The organism is Thalassotalea eurytherma, from assembly GCF_030161415.1.
Lineage (GTDB): Bacteria > Pseudomonadota > Gammaproteobacteria > Enterobacterales > Alteromonadaceae > Thalassotalea_G > Thalassotalea_G eurytherma.
This window is the reverse complement of sequence record NZ_BSSU01000001.1, coordinates 75522-100040: the sequence shown is the minus strand read 5'-3', so window position 1 is coordinate 100040 and position 24519 is coordinate 75522. Positions and strand designations below refer to the sequence as shown.

At 38.3% G+C, this 24519-nt stretch carries 19 protein-coding genes and 2 pseudogenes; 6 read left to right on the top strand and 15 right to left on the bottom strand.

Features of this window, described 5'->3' with window-relative positions:
• Window positions 1-99 precede the first annotated feature (99 nt).
• A complete protein-coding gene (locus QQK02_RS00455; protein ID WP_284205955.1) occupies window positions 100-2535 on the top strand; it encodes an ATP-binding protein in 2436 nt (811 codons plus the stop codon).
• Between the two features lie 68 nt (window positions 2536-2603).
• Here the strand turns inward: QQK02_RS00455 and QQK02_RS00450 are convergent, their stop codons facing one another.
• The 3 genes from QQK02_RS00450 to QQK02_RS00440 all read right to left on the bottom strand — a co-directional run bounded on the left by QQK02_RS00450 (window position 2604) and on the right by QQK02_RS00440 (window position 6800).
• Window positions 2604-4160, bottom strand: a complete 1557-nt coding sequence (locus tag QQK02_RS00450; protein ID WP_284205954.1) for an AMP-binding protein — start codon at window positions 4158-4160, stop codon at window positions 2604-2606.
• Between the two features lie 17 nt (window positions 4161-4177).
• The gene (locus QQK02_RS00445) at window positions 4178-5593 is read right to left on the bottom strand and encodes a coniferyl aldehyde dehydrogenase (protein ID WP_284205953.1); all 1416 of its coding nucleotides are present in this window, start codon (window positions 5591-5593) and stop codon (window positions 4178-4180) included.
• Window positions 5594-5756: 163 nt separating this feature from the next.
• Complete coding sequence (locus QQK02_RS00440) at window positions 5757-6800, bottom strand: AraC family transcriptional regulator (RefSeq protein WP_284205952.1); 1044 nt, start codon at window positions 6798-6800, stop codon at window positions 5757-5759.
• Between the two features lie 263 nt (window positions 6801-7063).
• On the opposite strand from QQK02_RS00440, the gene QQK02_RS00435 reads away from it, so the two are divergent.
• Window positions 7064-7840: a DUF3313 family protein gene (locus QQK02_RS00435; RefSeq protein ID WP_284205951.1), complete on the top strand. Its 777-nt coding sequence runs from the start codon at window positions 7064-7066 to the stop codon at window positions 7838-7840.
• Between the two features lie 55 nt (window positions 7841-7895).
• On the opposite strand, the gene QQK02_RS00430 is transcribed toward QQK02_RS00435, so the two are convergent.
• The 4 genes from QQK02_RS00430 to QQK02_RS00415 form a co-directional block, all read right to left on the bottom strand.
• Entirely contained in the window at window positions 7896-9257 is a 1362-nt protein-coding gene (locus QQK02_RS00430) for a MipA/OmpV family protein (RefSeq protein WP_284205950.1), read from the bottom strand.
• 182 nt (window positions 9258-9439) lie between these two features.
• The gene (locus QQK02_RS00425) at window positions 9440-11047 is read right to left on the bottom strand and encodes a GMC family oxidoreductase (protein ID WP_284205949.1); all 1608 of its coding nucleotides are present in this window, start codon (window positions 11045-11047) and stop codon (window positions 9440-9442) included.
• A 542-nt stretch (window positions 11048-11589) separates the two neighbouring features.
• Complete coding sequence (locus QQK02_RS00420; protein ID WP_284205948.1) at window positions 11590-12357, bottom strand: hypothetical protein; 768 nt, start codon at window positions 12355-12357, stop codon at window positions 11590-11592.
• A gap of 78 nt (window positions 12358-12435) precedes the next feature.
• Window positions 12436-13461: an energy transducer TonB gene (locus tag QQK02_RS00415; RefSeq protein WP_284205947.1), complete on the bottom strand. Its 1026-nt coding sequence runs from the start codon at window positions 13459-13461 to the stop codon at window positions 12436-12438.
• 139 nt (window positions 13462-13600) lie between these two features.
• On the opposite strand from QQK02_RS00415, the gene glpQ reads away from it, so the two are divergent.
• Both glpQ and QQK02_RS00400 read left to right on the top strand, forming a co-directional pair.
• On the top strand, window positions 13601-14572 hold the full coding sequence (gene glpQ, locus QQK02_RS00410) for a glycerophosphodiester phosphodiesterase (protein WP_284205946.1): 972 nt from the start codon (window positions 13601-13603) through the stop codon (window positions 14570-14572).
• Between the two features lie 200 nt (window positions 14573-14772).
• Window positions 14773-15325: pseudogene (locus QQK02_RS00400) on the top strand (methyl-accepting chemotaxis protein); the annotation flags it as partial.
• Here the strand turns inward: QQK02_RS00400 and QQK02_RS00395 are convergent.
• Window positions 15322-16311, bottom strand: coding sequence for a phosphotransferase (locus QQK02_RS00395; protein ID WP_284205943.1), 990 nt, complete (start codon window positions 16309-16311; stop codon window positions 15322-15324). The pseudogene QQK02_RS00400 and the gene QQK02_RS00395 overlap by 4 nt on opposite strands.
• A 346-nt stretch (window positions 16312-16657) precedes the next feature.
• On the opposite strand from QQK02_RS00395, the gene QQK02_RS00390 reads away from it, so the two are divergent.
• Window positions 16658-17311 (top strand): LiaF domain-containing protein, encoded by a 654-nt coding sequence (locus QQK02_RS00390; protein ID WP_284205941.1) that lies wholly within the window; start codon window positions 16658-16660, stop codon window positions 17309-17311.
• On the opposite strand, the gene bla is transcribed toward QQK02_RS00390, so the two are convergent.
• The 6 genes from bla to QQK02_RS00360 all read right to left on the bottom strand — a co-directional run bounded on the left by bla (window position 17308) and on the right by QQK02_RS00360 (window position 21989).
• Entirely contained in the window at window positions 17308-18033 is a 726-nt protein-coding gene (bla, locus tag QQK02_RS00385; RefSeq protein WP_284205940.1) for a subclass B1 metallo-beta-lactamase, read from the bottom strand. The genes QQK02_RS00390 and bla overlap by 4 nt on opposite strands.
• On the bottom strand, window positions 18033-18551 hold the full coding sequence (locus QQK02_RS00380; protein ID WP_284205939.1) for a DUF1697 domain-containing protein: 519 nt from the start codon (window positions 18549-18551) through the stop codon (window positions 18033-18035). The genes bla and QQK02_RS00380 overlap by 1 nt, the downstream gene beginning before the upstream one ends.
• A gap of 23 nt (window positions 18552-18574) precedes the next feature.
• Window positions 18575-19027, bottom strand: a complete 453-nt coding sequence (locus QQK02_RS00375; protein ID WP_284205938.1) for a RidA family protein — start codon at window positions 19025-19027, stop codon at window positions 18575-18577.
• 28 nt (window positions 19028-19055) lie between these two features.
• Window positions 19056-19682 carry a TetR/AcrR family transcriptional regulator gene (locus QQK02_RS00370; RefSeq protein WP_284205937.1) on the bottom strand — a complete coding sequence of 209 codons (627 nt, stop codon included), beginning with the start codon at window positions 19680-19682 and terminating at the stop codon, window positions 19056-19058.
• 171 nt (window positions 19683-19853) lie between these two features.
• Window positions 19854-20066: a hypothetical protein gene (locus tag QQK02_RS00365; protein WP_284205936.1), complete on the bottom strand. Its 213-nt coding sequence runs from the start codon at window positions 20064-20066 to the stop codon at window positions 19854-19856.
• A 120-nt stretch (window positions 20067-20186) separates the two neighbouring features.
• Entirely contained in the window at window positions 20187-21989 is a 1803-nt protein-coding gene (locus QQK02_RS00360; RefSeq protein ID WP_284205935.1) for a diguanylate cyclase domain-containing protein, read from the bottom strand.
• A gap of 154 nt (window positions 21990-22143) precedes the next feature.
• Between QQK02_RS00360 and QQK02_RS00355 the strand changes: the two genes are divergently transcribed.
• Window positions 22144-23949, top strand: a complete 1806-nt coding sequence (locus QQK02_RS00355; protein ID WP_284205934.1) for a GGDEF domain-containing protein — start codon at window positions 22144-22146, stop codon at window positions 23947-23949.
• Window positions 23950-24006: 57 nt separating this feature from the next.
• On the opposite strand, the pseudogene QQK02_RS00350 reads toward QQK02_RS00355, so the two are convergent.
• Window positions 24007-24519 (bottom strand): annotated as a pseudogene (locus QQK02_RS00350) (redoxin family protein); the annotation flags it as partial.

Below are 24519 nucleotides of genomic sequence, written 5' to 3'. Positions count from 1 at the left end.
CACGGGTTTGGTTACCGACATCATAGCGCCTTTTCTGTAGACTATTTTTTCAACGACTTGCATAACAACTATTCACTTCAGAGTCTTGGGGGTCACTTGATGAAACTATCGACATTGTTTTCACTTACCTTTATTTGCTGTGCTTCATTGATGGGCACAGTGATATATGCGTTTAGTCATTACTCTTCCAGTGTTACGTCCCTTGAAAACTTAAAGAACAAACAATATGCTGCCGACTATTTAGTAGAACAACTTAAAGAGAACCGCTTTTTATTAGCAACCTATGCAAGACGTTTTGTTTCCCAGAACGACGGCTATGCTTTACAGCAGTACGTACAATTATTAGATGAATCACGCGGTGATAAAGCTCGTAGCCTGGAAACATTAGTCCCTTATTTCCCACAATCTAGCCAGCATAAGGCGCGCAAATATGTTGGCCATTACATTTCGGATTTTGAACTACTAAAACGACAAGAGTTCACGCAACATGAACTCTCTTTACTTGCTGAAGTGATAGTGCTTTCAGAAAATATTATTCGCACTGAACAAAACGCAATCAAACAAAAAAAGCAAGGTTCACAAGCCCAGCAAGAAGCGCAAAGCACGCTAATTTCTCAGCACTATCTAGATTCTTTAACAGCCTTTAACAGCTTCTTAGATGGCTACCAGTCGTTTTTTGAAAACCGCATTAATCAGCACTATAGAAAAATCAAATCAGATATCAATGAGCTTTTTCTGATTGTAATAACCATGCTCAGTATTAACATCTTAGCGATGGTATTTATCACTGTTGTTTTCAGAAGTAGACTCGCTAAACCGCTAGAAAAACTCAATATTGAAACAAAAAAATACCTACAAGATGTTGAGTACTTTACCGAATTAAAAACCCAACCAACGGTCTATGAAATCGAGCAACTAACACACAGTATTAACGAAATATTCCAAGAGATTAGTGTCCATATTGAATTGCTAGAAGACGAAACTATTCAACGGGAAAAGCTTCAAATAAAAGCAGAGCAGTCAAACTTAGCCAAAAGCCAATTTATTGCCAACACACATCACGAAGTGCGTACGCCTTTAAACGCGATAATTGGCTTTAATAATCTATTGCAATCAACACGTTTAGAAAAGGTTCAGCAACAATACGTACAAAACGCGCAAGACGCTGCAAAAGTGCTGTTGAGCTTATTTGATGATATCTCCGATCTATCAAATATCGATGGCGGTCACCTGTCTTTAAACATACAACCATGCAATATCGAAAACGTTGCTCAATACTTAAATGCATTGATGGCTGAACAATGCCAAAGCAAGTACTTGAGCTTGTTAATCAAAATAGATGATGACTGTCCTGTCTATTTTTCAACTGACGAAGTGCGCCTCAAGCAGATTTTAACCAATCTTGCTAACAATGCCATTAAATATACCCATCAAGGCAGTATCATCTTATCGATTCATGCTGACCACTCTACTCAAAAAATACGTTTTGATATTCAAGATACTGGGATTGGAATAGCACAGGATCAGATTGAAAAAATTCTTCATCCGTTTGAGCAAGCAGATAGCTCAAGTAAACGCCAATATGGTGGTATAGGGCTTGGCTTGACCATCACTCAAAAGCTTTGTCAGTTGCTGTCAGGGAAGTTAACCATTAATGCCAAGCTTAATCACGGCTCTACATTTTCTGTGCATTTACCAATGAAGATGCAATCGTCGAAAACGCTGCAAGACTTCGCGATTAAAGACGTTAAAGATATCAGCATTCTAGGCTCCGCTTCTGATATGGCAGCACAACTTTGCCATGTACTAAAGCTGATAAAAGCTCCCCGCTATAGTATTTATCACTCTTTTGAAGAGCTTTACAGTGCAACAACCATTAATGCTTCGATATTATTTATTGAACAAGTTTTTGTTAATCGCTTAACGAAAAGTCAATTTGAAAAATTAGGTGAGCACTTTTTACAAGTGTGCATTATTCATCAACAATTTCAGCCATTATCAACGGTGCCATATACACTAGACAACGTTCATTCTATTGCTTCTCCATTTTTACCAAGTCAGGTTTCTCGTGTGTTGTTACTTGCCAACACGCCAACTCAGCAAGACGAAAGCCCAGCACCGTGGGAGTCAATTGATTTATCAGGCTTACAAGTATTGCTTGTTGAAGATGCACCGATGAACCAACTGGTTGCACAGAAAACCCTCGAGAACTTCAAGGTAAATGTTGATATAGCTGAAAACGGTGAGGTTGCTGTAAAACAGCTAAAAACTAAATCTTACGATCTAATTTTGATGGATCTACATATGCCGGTAATGGATGGTTTTGAAGCGACAGTGGCGATTAAGCAATGTAACACTACAGACAATATTCCCGTTGTTGGATTAACCGCCGATGTGCAAGAGGTTACTAGGCAAAAATGCCTAGCTATTGGCATGGAAGATGTGATTACTAAGCCCTTCGATCCAGTACAATTGGCAAAACGATTAGCCACGATAAAGCGCTCTCATCCCTTTAAAATAAAGCAATTTAACTAACCTGCATCATTTAGCGCCATTGAGTTAAAAACGACCATTAAGGTCGCTTTTAAATAGGGATAAACGTCTTATTTACGTAGTTCTCTTCTCAGTATTTTACCTACAGTCGATTTTGGTAATTCGTCTAAAACGACAACCTTTTTCGGTATTTTATATGCGGTTAGATGATCTCGACAGTGAGCAATTACCTGTTCTGATGGTAATTCATCGGCCACCGTAATATATGCGCAAACCTTTTCACCTGACTTTTCATCTTGCTCACCAACAACTGCAGCCTCTAAAATTTTCGGATGCTTAGTTAAGACATCTTCAACTTCATTCGGATAAACATTGAAGCCTGAGACAATAATCATGTCTTTTAAGCGATCAACGATTTTAATTTCACCCGTTGGTAAACGCACCCCAACATCACCTGTTTTGAAAAAGCCGTCATTCATCACTTTGGCCGTTTCCTCAGGCATGTTCCAATAACCACTCATCACTTGTGGTCCACGGGCTACAATTTCACCTTCTTCTACTTGGTTATTGTTTTCATCCCACAATTGAATTTCAGTATCGATTAAAGGCTGACCCACAGTACCCAGTATTTCGTGATCCGGCGTGTTTAAACACAATACTGGCGAGGTCTCAGATAAACCATAACCTTCGGTAATAGAACACCCTGTAACAGTGCGCCAAACATCAACCGCTGATGACGTTAAAGCAGTGCCGCCAGACACAGTAAACTTAAATTTAGAGAAATCTAATGATTTAAATTTTTCATGATGCGCTAAACCGACAAATAGCGTGTTGATGCCAGAGAACGCTGTAAATTTAAATGGCGCTATAGCGTCAACAAAACCGTCAATATCGCGAGGATTCGGAATCAGCACATTTAGATTACCATTTGAGAACATCATCATCATGTTCACCGTAAAGGCGTAAATATGATAAAGCGGTAGAGGGCAAATGAAGACCTCTTCACCGTCAATGAGTTTTACTTTTAGACGCTCATGAACTTGCAATGCGTTAGATAAAATATTGCCATGGCTTAAACAGGCGCCTTTGGATACACCAGTAGTACCACCGGTATATTGCAATACACAATTGTCATCTAACGATACCAAAGAGCGTTCTGCCAAATCTTGATTTGCAAACTCCTTCAGAATTTGATTCAAGCTCATACAACCATCAGGCGCGTCTGCTAAATCATTAGTTAGCAAGTCTGGCGCTGATGTCGCAATCACTAAGTCAATATCCGTTTGCGCTTTAATTGCATCAAATTTCGGTAATAAGTCTTGTAGAATGATCAATGCTTTAGCACCAGAGTCTTTAAACTGATGTTGCATTTCAGGGGGCGTATAAAGAGGGTTGGTATTTACAATCACTAAACCGGCTCTAAACGCTGCGTACGCTGCTATCGGGTATTGAATCAAATTAGGCAATTGAATGGCAATACGATCGCCTGGTTGCAGCTCAGGGTGTTGCTGTAAAAAACACGCCAAAGCACGCGATTTTTCTTCAATCTCGCCAAAAGTTAATGTTTGTCCTAAACAAGCATATGCTGGTTTTTCTGAATACGTTTGTAATGTCGATTCAACGAAATCGGCAATACTTTTATGTTGTAATGAATTTGCAGTTGTCATTATATTTTCCTGCATTTTTATCGAATAAAGAGTTTATATACTAGGTTGTGCAATGATTTACCGTAAGGCGGGAAAAGTAGACTAGTTAAACTAATTTTGCCTCGACTTAAAATTGCTTTTGCATGAGAAAAAGTTTTGAAGCCTTCGACTCCATGATAATTCCCCATACCCGAATGACCCACGCCGCCAAACGGCAAATCTTCTACGGCGACATGAAATGCTGCTTCATTAATACAAACACCACCAGAGTGTGTATTGGCTAAAATATGACGCTGTATTTGCTTATCAAAACTATAAATATACAAGGCTAATGGGCGCTCATGACGCTGTATATAAGCGATTGCATCATCTACTGTCTCGTATTCAATGATAGGTAATAGCGGTCCGAAAATTTCTTGTTGCATTACCGTCATTTCTTCGGTGACATTTTCAATGGCCGTTAACGGAAGTTGGCGTGTTTTATCGCAATGAGGGTTTTGACCCAGCGCTGTAATTTTCGCACCTTTTTCTTTTGCATCTTGCAATAAACCCATAAGGCGATTGTATTGCCCATCATTTACAACACTCGTATAGTCATTATTGTTATCAACCGTAGGAAACATTTGATTAAATAGGGCTCGAAGCTCTTCAACCACTTCACCACTTTTCCCACGCGGTACAAAAATGTAGTCTGGCGCTACACAGGTTTGCCCTGAATTTAGCGTTTTACCTAACATTAATCGTGCAATGGCGGTTTTAATTGACATATCTGGTGCAATAATCGCTGGTGATTTACCGCCAAGCTCAAGTGTAACTGGCGTTAAGTTTTCACTTGCTGCGCGCATGACCAATTTGCCAACATTTGTTGAACCGGTAAAAAAGAGATGATCAAAATTTAACGACGAGAATTTAGCAGCAACACTGGCGTCACCATCAATAATGGCCACCTTGTCTTCATTGAAGTATTTTGCACATAGTTGCGATAATACCTGCGTTGTTTTCGGCGTAAACTCTGACATTTTTATCATAGCGCGGTTACCTGCAGCTAATGCTGTAGTAAGCGGGCCAAGTGCCAAAAACAAAGGATAGTTCCAGGGCACCATAATACCGATGGTACCTAAGGGCTGATATTCAACTCGAGCACTTGCTGGTTGAAATAGAATACCAACATGGCGACGTTGAGGTTTCATCCATTTTTTTAATTTTTTCTTAGCGTAATGAATACCCGCAACCGTTGTTAAGATGTCACCAATTTTAGAGTCATCAGCAGAGCGGTTGCCAAAATCCTCTTTCATTGCGTCGATCAATGCACTTTGGTTGTCTAAAACCATATTTTTAAGCGTATTCAGATCTGAAATTCTCTCTTCATACGATAAAAATGGCTGTGCATTAAAGGCGACTTTTTGTTGATCTAATAAGTAGTCTAACCTTTGTAAGTCTTGATTGTTTTCCATAAATTTCCCCATACTTGCCCTCTTGTGGGCGTATTGTGTGTAGGTTCGCTAACAATTACGCTTACTTTGACACAACATTTCTTAGAATTATTGATTAATTACTGCATTATAAAAATGATTAACTCCGCCAAAAGCTAATCATCAAATCCATATCTTAGTTTGTTTATTGAGCAGCCTTAAATACAGAGCGTTGTTGTTTGCGATAAACACCTGGCGTAACACCCGTCCAACGTTTAAAAGCGCGATTAAAATTCCCGATATTTGAGAACCCTACTAAATAACCTATCTCATTAAACGAGAGGTGGCTTTGTAAAATATACTCTAAAGCTAGCTTTCGGCGGGTATGCTCTAAAATGTCTCGAAAACAGGTATTTTTCTCGTGGAGGCGTCGCTGCAAGTTCCTTAGGCTCATCCCTAAATGAGAAGCGATCTCTGATTGAGAAGGGGTTCCTAATGGCAACATTTCATAAATACGATTACGAACCAACTGTTCTACATCTGTTCTATCTAGTCTAGAAAGGTATTCATCGAGTAACTTTTCATGGCTTTGTGTGAGTAATGGGTTACGACCAATAAGTTGTTTTGACAGTGTTTCTTCATCATAAACTAAACTGATTTCATCACTATCAAAGAAAATCTCACATTGAAAATAGTCGTTAAGAAACTGAGTATCATAATTAGGTTTAGGCCAATTAAGGTGAACCGCTAAAGGGCTATAGTCACTTTTTAATGTTTCTCGAGCAAACTGCGTAATAGTACCCAAAAAACTAAAAATACAATCGTGGCTTAATACCGCTCTGCCAGAGTCATCATAAGCGATGACATCCATTAAAAAGTGCATATTCTCACCACGAGTCTCTAACTTTAAGGTACAAGTATTAGAGACCACACGTTTATATCTAGCGATTCGAGAAAATGCATCTAGCAAGGTATCAGAAGACATCATTGCATAGCCTAACGCATGAAACATGCCTGGATGAAATGCTTGGGCAATAGCAATAGAAAAGTCGTGGCGGTTAGCGAAGGTGTTACAAAAGTCCATGATCAATACAGTTTTTTCTGCTGACAGCCTAGATTCCTGATCAACAAAGTCTTCTTGACGTACATCGCACTCTCGCATGACATCAGACAACTCTATATTCCAACTTTCTAGTGCTCTGGTAATTGGGATCATCCAACCACTACCCACAGAAAAATAACTGCTCATAATCTTCATTTTTCTTATAAATATTCCTTGCCACAAACTAACGTGTTTTTTCTAAAATGACAATCTTTTGGCCTGAGCAGCTCGCTATTTACGATCAATAACTCTCTATTTATATTTGTAAGCTAGCCTATTGATAAGACACTTACTTTATTACATATCTGCAATTAAAATAAGCTTATTTATCAAGCTTCTCTTCTTGCAAAAGCTTGTTATAGTTAAGCTATTACTTAGTGGTTTAGTTTGCGGTGAGACAAATCAATTACATGACAAGCTCAAAAACAGCAAAGTACCGTTCTTTACTTGCAAAGATTGTTATTGTTAGCATCGGCCTATTGCTAACAAGTTGCGCTTTACTAAAAGCAAACGAAACGCTCGAACCATCTCAGTTTTTGAAAAATGTAGGTATTGATACCCAAGAGAACAAGGCAAAGCACTTAGGACAGCCTTGGAAGCATGCATGGGAGTTGCAAAGCGACTACGGAAAATATGAAAACATTCATCTAAAGCCGATTAATTTAGGGTATATCAACCAAGAAGTACGAAAAAAATTTCTAAAAGCCAGTACATTATCCGCTGAAAGTTACGATAATCGTGTTGCAAAGCTTGCTGACTATTTTAACCAATCGCTGCGCGAGTCTCTTGCGCATTTCGACGGCAAACGAAAATTAGCGTTAGTTGATAGCCCACAAGGTCATACCATGATAATCGAGATAGCAATAACTGAAATCGTATTCAATGAACCATCAGCCTACTTAACATCTTTAGCTGTGCCTATTCCAGGGAGCTCTTTGATGGTGGAATCAGTGACAACACCTTATTTAGCCTTTGAAGTCATCATTACTGATTCTGTTGACAACGAAGTTATTGCCACCATCGCAGATCGAGCGTTTCCTACTTACCGTGCGATCGATTTAGATAAGCTGACTGTCGATGAAGGGTTAAAAAAGATCATTGATGTTTGGGTGAAGGAGCTTGTTGAGTCTTCCAATCAAGTTATTACAGAAAAACTACCGCCCCGTGAGTTTTTTAGATTTTTTTAAGAGACAATTTAACCAATCGCGGGCTATTCAAATACCAAATAGCCCGCGGCTTGATTTAAAAATCAAACTGTAAATAAACCGTGTTGTAGTTACTACCGCCTTTGATTCGGCCAAATTGCGAAGCCGACTCAAATATTGCTGATCGATGATGGATACTATAACCAAGCCAAACATCTTTCATGCTACTAGCATTAAACAAGTCACCAAGGTTAATATCTAGCGAAAAATCTAAGTAATTGAGCCACTCACTGCCTTGGTAACCCTTGTCATCCATTTCTGTTTGTTCGATGTAAGTAAGCTCATTAATATAGGAAACACCTTCGGCAAAGCCAATACGTGTTCTAACCGACCAATCAAAGGTGTAGTAGACTTTAATCGCCATCACTGCTTCTTGTAAGCTATCTTGTACATCTGACGACCAATGCCAAACTAAACCTGGCGTCAAATAAATTTGTAAGGGCGCACCAAATAACTCATCGGTTAATGGGTGTCCATAAAACACCGAGGTAAGCTGGTTGTTGTATTCATCTTTAACACGATTAAACCTAAGAATATCGCCAATATTTGATGGCGTTGCCCAACCATGAGCAACGCGAACATACTTAGGAAGCCCCAGGGGTTCTTCATATTTCTTATCAACATTATTAAACAAACCAAAACCAAGGTAAAATTCAGTTTGCCAATCGTCATTAATTGAAGCTGACTCACGCGCGTTACCGCTAAGGTAAGATGCATAGGCGCCTCCAAGTAAATATAAATTATCAAACCAATGATAACGAGCGGCAATGCCTACTTCGGTATCAACACCCGCGCCAATACGTTCATCGCTAAGGTTATAATACAAACTGTTATATTCAGCACTTCGCCAGCTCAACGACAATTCAGGTTGTAGTAGCCAATCGCCATTTTCGTATCGACCACCAACACGGCCAATACTATGAATGGTACCTTCAGGATCGGTCATCAAATCAATGGCAGTAAAGACATTGTCGTTCCATTGATATTTATACTGAAAACCAAAATCAGTGGTGTCTCCGCCAATAGAGTTTTGCAATGAAGACGGAATGTCGATGAAATGGTTTCTAATAATAAAGTTTACTTCGTGCTTAGGTTCATTAATGATATGAAGACCACCTTCTGTACCCTGAAGGAATACATATTCACCGTTATAAAACATCATAGGTAAGAACGAGGTTACGGTTGTATCTTCAACACCAAAATCCACCGAATATGGGATAGATGCATTTCTCACTAGTGCAGCTAAACCCCATTCAGGCCATTCAAATTCAACGTCTTCAATAGGCTTTACTTTAAATTCCTTTTTCACGTTTGCATCTTGATTATCAGTAATATCTTCTGCATGCGCGGTACTCGCCCAAGCCGTGAATATGATCAAAATAATCGTTAGGTATTTCATTTAGATAGCTTCCAGCACAACAAAGTCTTCCCATAAAAATAACACAAGATTAACGATTTAACCTATTTGAAATGGCAAGGGTTGCAATGTTCTACAAAAGCATTACCTAAATAACACCCCATAAAAAAGGCTAAGGGGTTTTATTCCTTAGCCTCGATGCACAACTTGTCTATTTTATGCAACTAGAATTGATAATCGTTCTTTATCATATCAGCTGCTTTTTCGCCGATCATAATTGTTGGTGCATTAGTGTTTCCGCTGATTAAATTAGGCATAATTGACGCATCCACAACACGTAAACCTTCAACACCATAAACTTTCAACTGCTCATCAACCACCGCCATCTCATCATCTTGAGTACCCATTTTACAGGTGCCCACTGGGTGGTATTGAGTGTCTGCACGGTTACGAATTTCATCCTCCATTGTTTTTCTATCACCTAAACCAACAGGGTAAAGCATCTTTTTATTTATAGCCGACAGCGGCTCAGATTCTAAAATTTGTTGCATGCGTTGCGCACCATCAATGAGCACTTCCATATCACGTGGATCATCAAAAAAGTTAGGATCAATCGCTAATGAATCGCTCGGGTTAGCAGACTTTAGCTTTACTTCACCACGCGATTCAGGGCGTAACAAGGTAATATGGCAACTATGGCCATGCCCTAGATTTATTGTACGAGCATGATTATCGACAATACCTGGCACCCAAATGAGCTGAACATCGGCAGCCGGCACATCATCATTCGTTTTATAAAAAGCACCAGATTCAGCAACGGATGTGGTTACCTTGCCTGTGCGTGATTTTTTCCATTTAAGAATTTCTTTAACCAGATGCACACTGCCAGTGAGACTTAGGCCAAACGTATCCTCACTCGCTTCGACTTTAAAGGTTTGAACATAATCGATGTGATCTTGTAAGTTTTGTCCAACACCGGGCATATCTTGAATGACATCAATTTGGTGACTTTGTAAATGCTCTTTAGGGCCTAACCCAGACAACATCATAATTTGTGGCGAACCAAAAGCACCTGCACTTAACAAGACCTCTTTATCTGCAAAAACTTCGTAACCTTGCCCTTTAATGCTGTAACGCACACCGACCGCTCGACCATTGTCGATAATCACTTTTTCAGTTAGTGCGTGAGTGATCACCGTTAAATTAGGACGAGATAAGTTAGGCGTCAAGTAGGCCTTGGCTGCACTCCAACGCTCACCATCTTTGATGGTACGTTGATACATAAAACAACCCTCTTGTTCTGCGCCATTATAGTCGGAAGAGTGAGGGATACCATTTGCTTGACACGCTTGTAAAAACAAATCATTTAGTGGGCTGGCATCGGTTGCATCGGAGACATGCAACGGACCTTCAGTACCATGAAACTCATCAGTTAAACGCTCATTATTTTCTGATTTTTTAAAATAAGGTAAGACATCATCATAACGCCAACCATTATTTCCTAACGCTGCCCATTGATCGTAGTCATAGTGTGCACCACGTACGTATAACATAGCATTAGTAGAAGAGCTGCCTCCTAAGGTTTTACCTCGCGGTTGGTAGCCTTTGCGACCATTGAGACCGGGCTGAGGAACCGTTTCAAAAGCCCAGTTATTAATTTTTGTTGGTAGCATGGCTGCTACCCCCATTGGCGCATGAACAAGCGGGCTTGTGTCAGGGCCACCTGCTTCTAACAAACACACGCTAACATTTGGATTTTCAGTTAGTCGGCCAGCCAATGTGCAGCCTGCAGAGCCCCCACCGACGATAACAAAATCATACCTATCAGACATTATAATTCCTCGACTGTTGCAATTTACCCTTTTAAATAAGGCTTATATTTTTTATTGTTTACTCGGTTATAACCAATTTTTCCTGTTAAGTGTGTTGTATCAAGAACAATTGGCATGGAATGACTATTACTTGGCGCAAATATTTTTTAGCACATTTTCTAGTCATCATTGAATAACAAATGAGCAACATCAAGTGAAACTTCAAACATACGTTTAAAAACACACATCACTTAGCGCAAAAGCAAGCCCACTGTTATTATTTTTTTGTTCGTCGTAAAGACGAAAAAGTGGAATAGTTGAGTATGGAAACAGAGTTAATTAAGGGGTAAAAAGCAAAAAAAGCCAGCAATCGCTGACTTTTTTAATGATTTAATGAGTGTGTTAATTATCTGATTAACAATCATCGGCGTCTTCCATGGCATTAGCAGTCAATAAAGCGTTCAAGTTTATTGATGTTCAACGTCCTAAGCGATGGAGAGAGTATATAACCTTCAAACGTCAAAAATAGACAGTGCGGCACTTATCTTGAGTGAATTATAAATTCAACGACCATATTGTCTATTTTTTAACAGGCGTCTATAAGAAAACATGCCAAAAACTGCACCAGCCAACAAAATATTGGTTGAAGGCTCTGGCACATTAACAGGGCTCAGCCGAGGATCACCACTTAATGTAAGTTGGTCAAAGGCAAAGTCTTCGTCACCAGCATCAAAGTTTTCAAAAACCACCGCTATATCTAAGATCTGACCAACAGCTAAATTATATGAAAACTGTTGAAAGGCATCTGTGATTTCAACGCCATCACCTACACCATCAAAATCTGTATCAACGGCTGGTTGACTATTGGTTCCATCAGCCGACCTTACTGAAAATATTGAGCTAAATCCCCCTTTGTCTATTTGAGCACTGATTTCAAATAGCGTTGATGTATCAATATCTTCTTGACCATCGCTACTATCATCTTCAGCTATAAACCAAGAAAGCATGAGGTTTTGCCAGTTACTAATATCAATATTTTGCCAAGACAAACGCACGCTATCAACGGCATTTGGTAATGCACCGTCGGTATCTTGCACTGCAAAAAAATGACTTCCTTGAACATTTACAAAGTTAATATTTGCAGGCAATTGATTTTGCGCTACCCGTCCAAAATAGTCGTTATTGCTTAAATCCAATAAAGACTCTTGTGTCACTTGATAAGGGTAAATGTTATCTTCAAAGTCTTCTTGAAGGATAATACCTGCGTGAGTTGTCGTATTTAAAAATAGGTAGGCGGCCGCCATGCCACCCAAACTTTTGGCTAGTTTCATATCGTTATTCCTTAACGAGGGTTAAAAATTCCTTTTTAAGAAAAGTAGTAGAAGAAAACTAACCTGTAAAGTAATCGCTTATTGACGCACTTTCCCCGTTTCAATAATTGAGATATTAGTCTCTTTCGTTGCGCCAACAAAGACAAAGCAATGACCTAATTCATCACCCAAAGATAAATTATTAAAGCCTTTTGCTGATTGAACAAACCGACCATTGGCACAGCGCACTTCGACAAAACTTAGTTCGCCATTTATCGGCGTAATAGAAAGGTTTTGTTTTTGTAATCGATGTTGCCATAACGCTCCTGGTGAAATGGTTGAACGCGTATTTATGACGGGTTTCTCTAATGCCTGATTTAATTCAACCATCGATTGAGCAATTGATTTCGTATTAATATTACCCTCGGCGACCAACGTTAACTCTGCCATTGTCATTAAGGCATCGCTATATAGCTTTTTATAAATCTGCCAATCCAGTAAATTTTGCGTCGCTTTGATTGCCAACTCCGCAGGTAAATGCTCTCTTAAATAAAAAGCGTCTAGCATATGATCTCGATATTGAGTCCAATTTTTGGCTTTAAAAAAGTGCTTTGATAACAACCAAGCGGCAAGCGCTTGTTCCGTTAAGTTTTTCGTGTTCGTTTCAACTAAATCGCGCAGTAGCTGTTCGCTATCAGCCAGTTTTCCGCGATTAATATGTTGGTCAGCTTGATTATATTTTTTTTGAAAATAGGTCGTAATGCCCTCATTTGAGTTTTCAGCAAAACTCTTTTTATGACGCATAAAATACTTTTGCAGGTAGCTTGTTGCTTGGCCATTCACCGTAGCAGGTTCAAAGCGCAAGTTTTCTAAATAACTTATCGATGCTGGTATAAATTTATCATTATGTGAATGGGCAATAACCGCAATATGATCGGCACGACCTTGTTCATTGACCATATACGCCATATAAACCCAGCCTTCTAACCGAGAATAACTAGATGTTTCTTTGGTTTGCGTTGAGTTTAGGTTTTCAATTAATTTAGGCGGGATAATTTTATCGCTAGCAGCAACCCCAACACTGACAGTTAGCAGTAAGTAAACACAAAAAACAAATGACTTCATTCCATTGACTCTTTATTAGTAATCCATTGATATTTTCAATAAAAAAACCAAAGATAACAAGCTAAACATAATTGATTTAGCCGTAATAAAGCTGACATCTATTTACGTCAAAATAGGCGTTTTACGAAAGGAAAAGTACGTGAAATCAATTTTATTAACATGTTGGGTTTTAGCCTTTAGCTTTAACAGCTTGGCTGATCCTATCGTTATTGCTCACCGCGGAGCTTCAGGGTATTTGCCTGAGCATACCGTAGCTGCAGCTACATTAGCTCATGCACAAGGTGCTGATTATATTGAACAAGATCTCGTTTTAACCAAAGACTTAGTGCCTGTTGTGTTACATGATATCCACATAGATACAGTGACCAATGTCGCTGACATATATCCAAACAGAATGCGAAAAGATGGGCGCTTTTATGCGTTTGACTTCACATTGGCTGAGCTAAAAACATTGACCGTTAATGAGCGCAAAAATCTCAATGGCAAAGCGGTTTACCCTAATCGCTATCAAGGTAATGCTGATTTTAAAATAGCGACATTTGAAGAACAAATAGAATTAATAAACCAACTCAACCGCCAATTTAACAAACAGGTTGGCTTCTACCCCGAAATAAAGGCGCCAGCATGGCATAAAGCGCAAGGTGCAGATATCAGTGCAATTGTGCTAAACACACTAAGAAAGTATCAACTTGATCATGCTAAAGCAGCGATCTTTCTGCAATGTTTTGACTTTGATGAATTAAAACGTATTCGACAAGAGCTAGGTGCAAAGGTAAAGCTTATACAGCTAATTGGTGAAAATAGTTGGCAAGAATCACCAACAGACTATCAATACTTAAAATCCAAACAAGGCTTAAAGGAAATAGCAAAAGTAGCGCAGGGAATTGGCCCTTGGATACCACAACTTATTGATAAAAACGGTAACACTACGCCATTTGCGTTATTGGCAAAACAATCTAGCCTGATGATCCATCCTTACACCTATCGCCGAGACGATTTGCCTTTTTCTCTAAATAAACATGAGCTTTTAGATTTATTATTCAAGCAAGTCGCCGTTGACGGTTTATTTTCAGATTTTCCTGATGACACACTTAATTATCTAACGAATTAGATAAAAAGATAGAAATCAAATCATACGGCATTGGAAACATCGCTCAATCAATGACAGATACCACAAATGTTGCAAAATACAAAGATAGTAACGCTGAACATGCTTCTTTGTCGGCAGAGAAAGCAGATGCTCAAGCGGCACATAGTCAAAAACTGCTAGCTCAACTAGAACATGTGATGAATGAAATGGAACAAGAGTCCAATCATTCCCAACTTGCCTTAAATAAATTGATAGAAGACAGTAACAATATCAGCCAGGTATCAACTGCTATTATTGAAATAGCTGAACAAACAAAACTTATTGACGCTAAATGCTGCAATTGAAGCTGCACGCGCTGGTGAACATGGCAGAGGTTGTGTTGTTGTCGCTGATGAGGTGAGAAATTTAGCTCAAAGAACGCAAGTACAAACAAACCAAATTCATACTATTATCTCCGCGTTACAACAAGCGACTCAGGAAACACAAAAAAGTATGGAGCTTAGTCAATCTAGAATGAATACGAGTGTTGATGAAGTGAGCACGGTTGGCAGCCCTTTAAAGACGATTAGTGGTGTTATCACAGAAATAAATCAATTAAATGCTCAAATATCCTCAGCAGCAACCCAGCAAGTATCGGCACAAGTAGAAGAAATCGCTAATATTGGAACAGAAACACGCAGTGGTGCTCAGGAAACTGAATTGTCTACAGCGCAGCTAAATGACGTTGTAAGAGCTTTGAAAAAAGGTATTTTGCGACTAAACAAAGCAGGTTAGTTTTCTTCTCGCAAAAGAGACAAACAGCGTTGTGTTTGATTTTTCATGTACTGGCTCATTTTGTGACTTTGCGGGTTCCAACCGACAAGAAAGCGATAGAAGTCAGCCCAACCGAAACAGTATAACGTTCTGATTTCATCTGTAATTTGATTGAAATCAGTTTTAATATCATAGAATTCGAAGGCTTGTTGTAAATAAGTTAAATAGGTTGATAGTACAAATGATTCTTGCGTTTCGAGCTGTTGTTCAGATAAGCAACCCGCAACAAGGTAGGCTAAATCTTTAACTGGCGAGCCATAACCAACATATTGGAAATCAACCGCTGCAATATCATTACCTTGATGATGAAAGCAAAAGTTAGCGAACTTAGCGTCACCATGAATTAAGGTTTTAAAATTTGCCTGATTCAATCGCTTATCAATAGCACTTGCCATCTGTTTTAATTCACCATCGGGCATTGTGTTCCATTCATCTTGTCTTGTCGCTAAATGCCAGTAGCTGCCAGTATCCCAAAGGCCATCTACTTTTGTTTGGGAAAATTTTGCATGGAAATAAGCTAACCATCGCAGTGCCAAGACTAGCGCATTGCCTCGTTGCTCGTCTATACGCACATCGAAGCCTAAGTCATCAAGATCTTCCAAAACAAGTAAGGTGTATTCATCTGTTTGATGGCTTGCGAGTAACTTAGGCACCTTGCAAAAACTATCTGTGGTGTTTGCGACGTTTTGATAAAAACGACTTTCTACGTCGTAAGATATAAGCTTACGACGATGACTGATATCGGTGTTCCAACCTCGAGGGTGGTTAATTTCTGTTGGGGGAGACACCATTTTAACAACATATGATGCACCTAACGCGTTGCTGTAACAGCGAAATATTTGACCATAACCACTCCATAAAGACTGCAGTGATTCGGTAATTTCTACCGTGCGATCTTTTAACAATGATTGTAAAAGTGCTTGAACGCAATCTCTAGTGAGCTCCATGATAATACTCTTACAGCTATATCTTTGTTTATTGCCATCATATCATGAAATAGCGATTCAATGATTTATGTACCAGACGTTAAAACAAGGGCAAAAGTGTCGCTAAAAATTGAAATTAACGCGCACGAAAAATAGTTTTAGGTATGGTTATTTTGATGACTTTTGTGTGTCATCTTCACTATTAATTGATAAAAAGCACTACCTCCACCACCAAACAACAAACTAAGGCACTGATTTTAAAAAACAAAATATTTTGGTTTGTTAATTGCTTTACTTACGCCTAAGGTAAAGCTTGTGATGCCATTCACAGTAAACGGACATCAAAAATATAATAGGGTAATAGAAAATGACTAGCGTAACACTAGAAGACCGACCAATAGAACAAGTAAGAGAAGAAGTAATTGATAAGCTAATTTACAATTACAGTCGTGGTGTCATATCAGCGGAGGCATTTGAGCGCCGCCTTGATGATGCAATGGCTAGTGATGATCACCAAAAAATAGTTGATCTTGCAGCCGACTTACCAATGCAAGCAGACTCTTCTTTTAAACAGCAAAAAGACGAAAGTTTTAGCATTAATTACACCAAAAGCCCTAGTAGTGAATCGTTAAAACTAAAAACAATTTTGAGCAAGAATGAACGAAGCGGTCGTTGGCAGGTTCCTCAAGAAATTAATAGCACGAACATATTAGGCTCAGATGTTTTAGATTTTACGGATGCAGAGTTTAGCTACCAACATGTGACGTTAAATCTAGATTGTATCTTAGGAGAAAGTGTTATTTATGTGCCAGAAGGGGTCAATGTTGTTTGTGAAGCATTCTGCTTTATGGGCAGTATAGAAAATAAAGCGCCATCTATTTCGACACGCCAATCACCAACAATCGTTATTAAAGGAAACATGTGGCTTGGCTCAGTAAAGGTGCAAATCAGACGCACTATCAAAGAGAAATTTGTCAGCTTTGCCAATGAACTAAAAGCGATGTTTGACCCTAAGCTTTAATGTTTATTTTGATATTGATGTACTAATGAAATGGTGTGATCTAGCAATTGCTGATCGCCCATTTTTCCATGGCCCGGTATAACGATGTCGATATTTGGATAACGACGCTGCACCCGCGTTATACTTTGTGCCCATTCATCAATATCAGCATCTGCGGTATTGCCTAATGTTTTCCAATTACCACTTCGTACAAGGCACCCACCAAATAATAATTTTTCCTTAGGAAAATAAACGACTACATTATCTTTAGCATGGCCAGCTCCTGGGTAAAACAATTCAATTCGGCCTTTTAACAATTGATACTCATTTGAAGAAAAAGAGGTTTTGGCTAACGTTTTATTTTCGTTGCGCAATATCGACTGCGTTTTATCAAACACAAGCGTGTTTATACCTTGTTCATTTAAATAGCCTAAACCACCTGTTCGATCTTGGTGAGCGTGAGTCGAAATACTAGCGACTAATGTGAGACCTTTATCGATGAGCCACTGATAAAGTGCTTGGGTATCTTGATTTGTCCATGGTGTATCAACTAGGTAAGCATTCTTCCCCTCAATCAAAATCAAGCCGTGAGAGCCAACTTGCCCATAACCTTCAACATGTTGATATGAGGTGTGCTGATAAATACCATCAACAACTTTTGAAATTTCTAACGCTTTACTTTCATTTGCAAGACTAGAACAGGTTACTATTAACAATAAACAAGCAATCAAACGCATTAACATTAAGCGTTACCAAACATCGTGTGTATTTTTTTCACCGTATTTAAATTTCTACCTGTACCTGCTTGCCCTAAACACTTTTCAATATTGGCAACTAACTTAGAACGCCCAATACCTTCTGGAGCGTGCAGAAATAACACCTTACCTGAAACTAAAAGCTGTTCACTCGCTTTAATAAACTTCTCGACATGATCATGGTTAATATCTATTTCCTGGTGACAAAAATAAAAGTGAACGGTTTTACCTTCAAATTCAGAAAATGGATTATTGGCAATACTTGACTCAAACTCTTCCTTGGTTAACACCATTAAATCAGCATCAACAGAAAAATTACTTAAGACAAGATCATGTATCGTTTGTGCAGGGTTGTTGTTCGCCTCAAGTAACACATTGCCACTTTGAATGTACGTTTGTACGTTAGCAAAGCCAGCATTCGTTAATATTTGCTTTAACGATTTCATGGCAATCAAATTATTGCCACCGACATTAATACCTCGAAATAAAATCAAATATCTGGTCATTGGTTACCTACTAAAAATTAACATTAGGGAGCTACAGCAATGCATTCAACCTCAACTAAAGAACCCAATGCAAGTTCACTTGTCGCAAAGGCACTTCTCGCAGGGTATGGCGGCTTAAAGAAGTCGGTATAAATATCATTGAATGCTGAGAAATCATTTATATCCGTTAGCATCACTAAGCACTTAACAACGTTTTCAGTACCATAACCATATTTAGTCAGGGTGGCTTTGATATTGGTTAGTGTTTGGCGCGCTTCAGCTTTAAAGCCACCTTTAGCAAGCTTGCCTGTTTTTGGATCAATCCCTATTTGCCCTGACAAATAGACAGTATCACCAACACGAACGGCTTCAGAAAAAGGTAATTTCTCATTGGCAGGTTTAGTGTTTAAAAATTCAACATGTTTACTCGAATCAGCAGAAGCAATAGGGTGAAAAAGCACACTAATCAACATAGTGATAATAAGGATATATTTCATGTTAACTCCAGTGGACCTTGCCTTTTAGTTAGTTTTTTAAATAGCTTAGCAACATTTTAGGTAAAGCTTGTGAAAAGTCGTTTGCCTGAAGTTCACTGGCTATTGCGGGTGTTAATGTTGGATAAAGCACTTTTTCTAGTAAGGTGTTAATTAAAACAAACACAACCATATTTGCTGACTGACTTGGATTTTCTGCTGTCATTTCATCTTTGTAGCGTAACAAAATATTTGAAAGCCGTTGATAAATCTCGCTCCGATCAACATCTTTGTCAGTATCTAGAAGCTGCGAATGTAATCGAGAGTTTAAATGCAGTGTTCTAAATACACTTTTATTATCAATTAAAAACCCTAAGGTTTGAGATGACATTTGGTTAACCGCTTCGTCTAACGAGTTAAACAATTGGTTTTCAAGTTGCATAACCCACTGCTCTAAGTCATTGCCAAAATCTTGGTATAACAAAGGTAACAACGACTCTTTATCTTTAAATCGACGATAAAAGGTTCCAACCGACACTCCTGCCTTGGCAGCTAATTCTTTTATCGAAATATGTTCGAAAAACTTCTCCTCTAAACAGGCATGAAGTGCGTCTAATAGCTTTCGCTGAGTTTGTTGACTTCGTAGTTGTTTAGGTTCAATAACACTTCTTTCAGGCATTGCTATTTACAAATTTTTAACAAAATAAAAAGGGACACAAATAATGCTAGTTTTATTGTCAAACAGCAATATAAAAATCACTGGTTGGACAATTTACTAACAACCAAACGTCAGGCGCCTCCCTTTGCCTATATTAACTATAGTTTACCCCTGTAAAATATGAATCATAATTTACATATCATTTGGAGATAACTTAGTAACGAACTGGCTTAACAAACCACTCGCCATACTCGGTTTATAAACGAGACAAATATTCTCGGTAGGGGTTGGTAAACTGGCAAGTTCTTGTATCTGTAGAGGAATGAGTTGAGACTGATGGCCTACGATACTTGGTAAATAGCTAATTTCCTGTGTCGCACTCATGATACTAAGCTGGCTTTGCAAATCATCACTCCTATAGGCGATATTTTGAGCATAATGATGATCGGGTCATTTCCTCTTTTTACACCTAAAAATGTGTGGCATTGAAAATCTGCTTTACCTGGAAACAAAAGACTTTTCTCGTTAATGAGATGCTAGTGCAGGTTTATTGATAGCTAGCGCTTGCATAGTTTCATCGGCTTGCTTGAAACTTGTGATAAAGCCATTGTCACCGTCACTGTTAAACGATGTGCCGGTAAGCAACGAACTTTTCAATGACGTGTTTTTATCAATAAAGAAGCTTGCACTGTTTACTTTATCTGTAAGTTTACTTTCCACTTTATAAGCAATCGCCTTAGTGCTATTGATTAACATGATACCAAAAGTCTCGTTGCCAACACGTGCAATGAGATCTCCCCTTCTGACGGCTTTTTTAGCAATGATAACTAGCTGTTTTAGGACTGCGTCTGCTTGTTGATAACCGTATTGATCTTTTATGCTTTCATAATTGTCTAGCGAGAATAAAATAAAAGCATGTGTTTTGCCTTCGATTGGTTTTCCTTGAGATTGAAACTGCAAGAAACCAGCCTTTCTGCTTAATACTTTGGTGACGGGATCGAGTGCATTTTTCTGCTGCCTACGGTGTAAAAACCATAAGATACTGAAGGTGATAACACCACATAAAGTTAGTAAAATAAGTAAAACATCTTGTTCTACGTCAAGCTTACTTGCTTTAATGCTTTGAGCTCTTTGTTGTGTTTTCATTGATGCTTGTGCCAGTTCATTGATTTGCACGAGTAATAATGAATCCTGTTTATCATAGAGCTTTTTTTGCCAATTACTTTCAAGTGTTTTTATCGACGCTAATAGTGCCATGTTTCCTTGCTTTTCTGCTTCAACCTTGAGTAAAAGCGCCCTTAACAGCAGTGAATCTTGATCTTGTTTAGTGGTTAATGTTGATAAGTTATTGATGAAGCCGTCAACACATTCACGGTTATTAAGCTCAAAACATACCGATGCGTATATAATGTTGATTTTTCCTGTTTCGTTAAATTGCTGGATAGTAGACAACATCGGCGCTAATCGCTGGGCATAGCGATATGCTTTTTCATATGCTTGTGTCGAAAAATAATACTGCAAATACACAACATTAATTAAATATTCATAATTGCTCAATTTATGACGAGAAACCAAAGTAGCGAATTCATCACCATATTTTTTACTATCGTCAAAGTTACCGATCAATAGGCTATCTATACTCAGCAAATAGTAGGCTAGCGCCAATTCACTATTACTAAAAGTATGTTTATATTTTTGCAGGAGCTCTTTTGAAGCATTCGTTGCTAAATACATCTCATCGTTTTGAATAAAAAAGTAATAAAGCGTATCGAGCACTTTGCGCGAAAGAAAGTCATCACCTATTTTTTCTGTTTCCGCTTTTTTATCCAAAAGCTTTTTATACATATCAATAGGGTCTTGGTTGTCACAATAAAGCAGCAACATCAGTTCAATACGATGACGCGTGTAATAGGTTAAACCTTGAAAATTATCACCTTTAGCAAGATAAAATAAATGACACGCATCTTCTTGGCGGCCTTCATGTTCAATGAGAAAATCGCCAAGGTGAGTATAAGCGGTAGATTTAGCCTCAGACGATATATTCTCAACGCTACTTTGCGTAACCGAAGTTAACAAGGCCTTCTGCTCGGAACTTTCTCCAAGGCAATACTCAAGATAAGCAGCCTTTCCAATACTTAACCAAGCTAGTTCATTACTCATAGCCTGTTGAGATTCAATTGCTTGATCAATAGCCGACATTTTAGAACCGATAGCACAATAGTGTTCTGCATAATTGGCCTTGATAACGGTATTAACGAGCGATGAATTCGCTTGTATAAAAGACGAAAAAATAAATAAGCTACATGCTAAGCAATAGCGGATAAACATTATGACAACTTCACTATAATGACGACAAAATCCGATTTCGAACCACACTTTAAAACAAAACGCGTAGACTATCTACTTTCTATGCCTAAGAGTTGAAAACGGCAGAGATATCCTTCAGTATGCGGACATTACGCATAAAATTTTAGTTGTAGTTGTGTTATTCCCTATTAATTTCTTTGTTCTTATTATTTCAATTTTTACTGCTTTCCCTAGTGCAGCACAAAGCAACTTAACGGAACAAATTAGAACAGCCACTTTTCAGCAAAAGTTCTGTTCAATTAAAAATGATTTGAAAAATATTGAAAACGAAATCCAACATAGTTCTAAAACCAAGGATGAGCTTATTTGGTTATTAATTGGCAAAGCAAACTTCGAAGACTACTGCAATTTAAATAGAGCGCAGTCTAAAACATTATTAGAAGCATTTAGGCCAAGTATTGAACAAGCAAGCCAAGTAGAGAGCCGGGCAATCTTTTATCTAACACTCGGTGATATCTATACCAGTGAAAGTAATCCGTCTGAAATGATTAAAGGTTGTGATTTATATAGTAAAAGTATTGAAGAAGGCCTAAACGACGTTCATCCGTACATCAAAACTAATATTCTTGTTCAAAATGTCAGTTATTGCGAGCAACTAACACCGATAGAACAATATCAAAAATTGCTTAATATCCACAAATCAGTGATCGATTCAGTAGATCTACTCATTAAAAAAATCCCTTTAGACGCTATTTATAATTTATTCATTCAAGAAGGAGAATTGGGCCTTGCAACAAATTTAGGCCAAGAGTTACTAAGTTTATATAAAAGTACCTATGGTCCACACTACCTATTAGTAGATACCTATCATCAATCTCTAGATTACCTTACTTTAGGGCGAGTCGATGATAGTCAGTACTACTTAGACCTAATTGAAAACTTTTCTGGTGACAAACGACTGCATGAATCATTGATAAACGTGCTAAAACTCCAGCTTTACTTCGCCACTCAAGACTATCAGCAGGCTTTTGTATATGCAGAAAAGCTACTCCCTGAATATCAATCTTTTAAAAACTACGCCAATTCAGGCAAGCTTGCCATCATCCGCGCCACAATATGCTTAGAGCTCAACAAAACATCATGTGTTGAAGACTTTGTTGATGACTTAGAAAACCAAGTAACCGATGAAGATTATAAACAAGAATATTTGCCTTATTTTCTTGCTCGATATCAAAGTTTAGATCACAACGAGTTAAGTAATCAGATCATTGAATTTCAACAACTATGGCAAGAAAAAATAAACAAAGCACAAGACTCGTCTCTTCGACAAGCTATCGCACAAGTATCTCAAAACGCATTAATCTCTGACGTAACAGAAAATACGCTTAATTCAGAAGAAAAAACCTTTAATAATAGAAGTATTATTATTTTTGGCATCTTTGTCAGTGTGTTTATTAGCATCACTTTAATTTTCAATAGAAAGCAAACCAAACCAACTGATTTTGATGATTTAACGCATCTATACACGAGGCGCGCAGCTCTAAAAAAATCAAAATCTGTAGCCAAACTTGTTAAAAACCAACCTCATGCCATTGTGCTTTTTGATTTGGATAACTTTAAACTGCTCAATCAGCGTTTTGGCTATTTAACAGGTGATTTAGCGTTAAACCAAATCGCTCAGCTAACAACTAACTATGTTAGAGAAAGCGATATTGTTGGCAGGCTAAGTGGTGAGGAGTTTTTTATTTTTATGCCGTTTACATCGCGAGATGTTGCGATAGATAGAGTAAAAAATCTGAAAAAGCAAATTGACAGCCACACTATAACGACACTATCAGGCGACAAAACAAAGCTCACAGCAAGCTTTGCAGTGAGCTTTGTAAAAGACTATAAACAAATTGAAAAAGAAGTAGAAATACTTCATCAATCAATTGCCAAACAACAGCCTGTTTCAACACTTTCTCCCGTCATCTGTTTATAAGAGAAAGAGGAACAACCGCCAGGTAGTCTGCTGATTTTTAAATGTTTAACGAGACTTTAAATACGCCAACATTGTATCGGCATCTGTTACGTCGAATGGGTCTGTCGGACAATTATCCTCATAGCCAGATTCACTGAATAGTTTTTTAATCTCACCATTTTCAACATACATAGCATAACGCCAACTACGCATACCAAAACCTAGATTAGATTTATCTACTAGCATCCCCATTTTACGCGTAAATTCGCCGTTACCATCTGGTAATAGAAAAACGTTCTTCGCTTTCTGGCTTAAACCCCATTGATACATAACAAACGCATCATTAACTGATATACAAACAACTTGATCAACACCCTGTTGTTTGAACTCTTCATAGAGCTCTTCGTAACGAGGCAGGTGTGATGTTGAACAGGTAGGTGTAAAGGCTCCCGGCAATGAGAATATAACAACATTCTTATTGGCAAACACCTCAGCGGTGGTTAAATCTTTCCATTCAAAAGGGTTCGGGCCGCCTAACTCATCATTGCGAACACGAGTTTTAAAAACGACTTGAGGTACAGAAGTTATCAT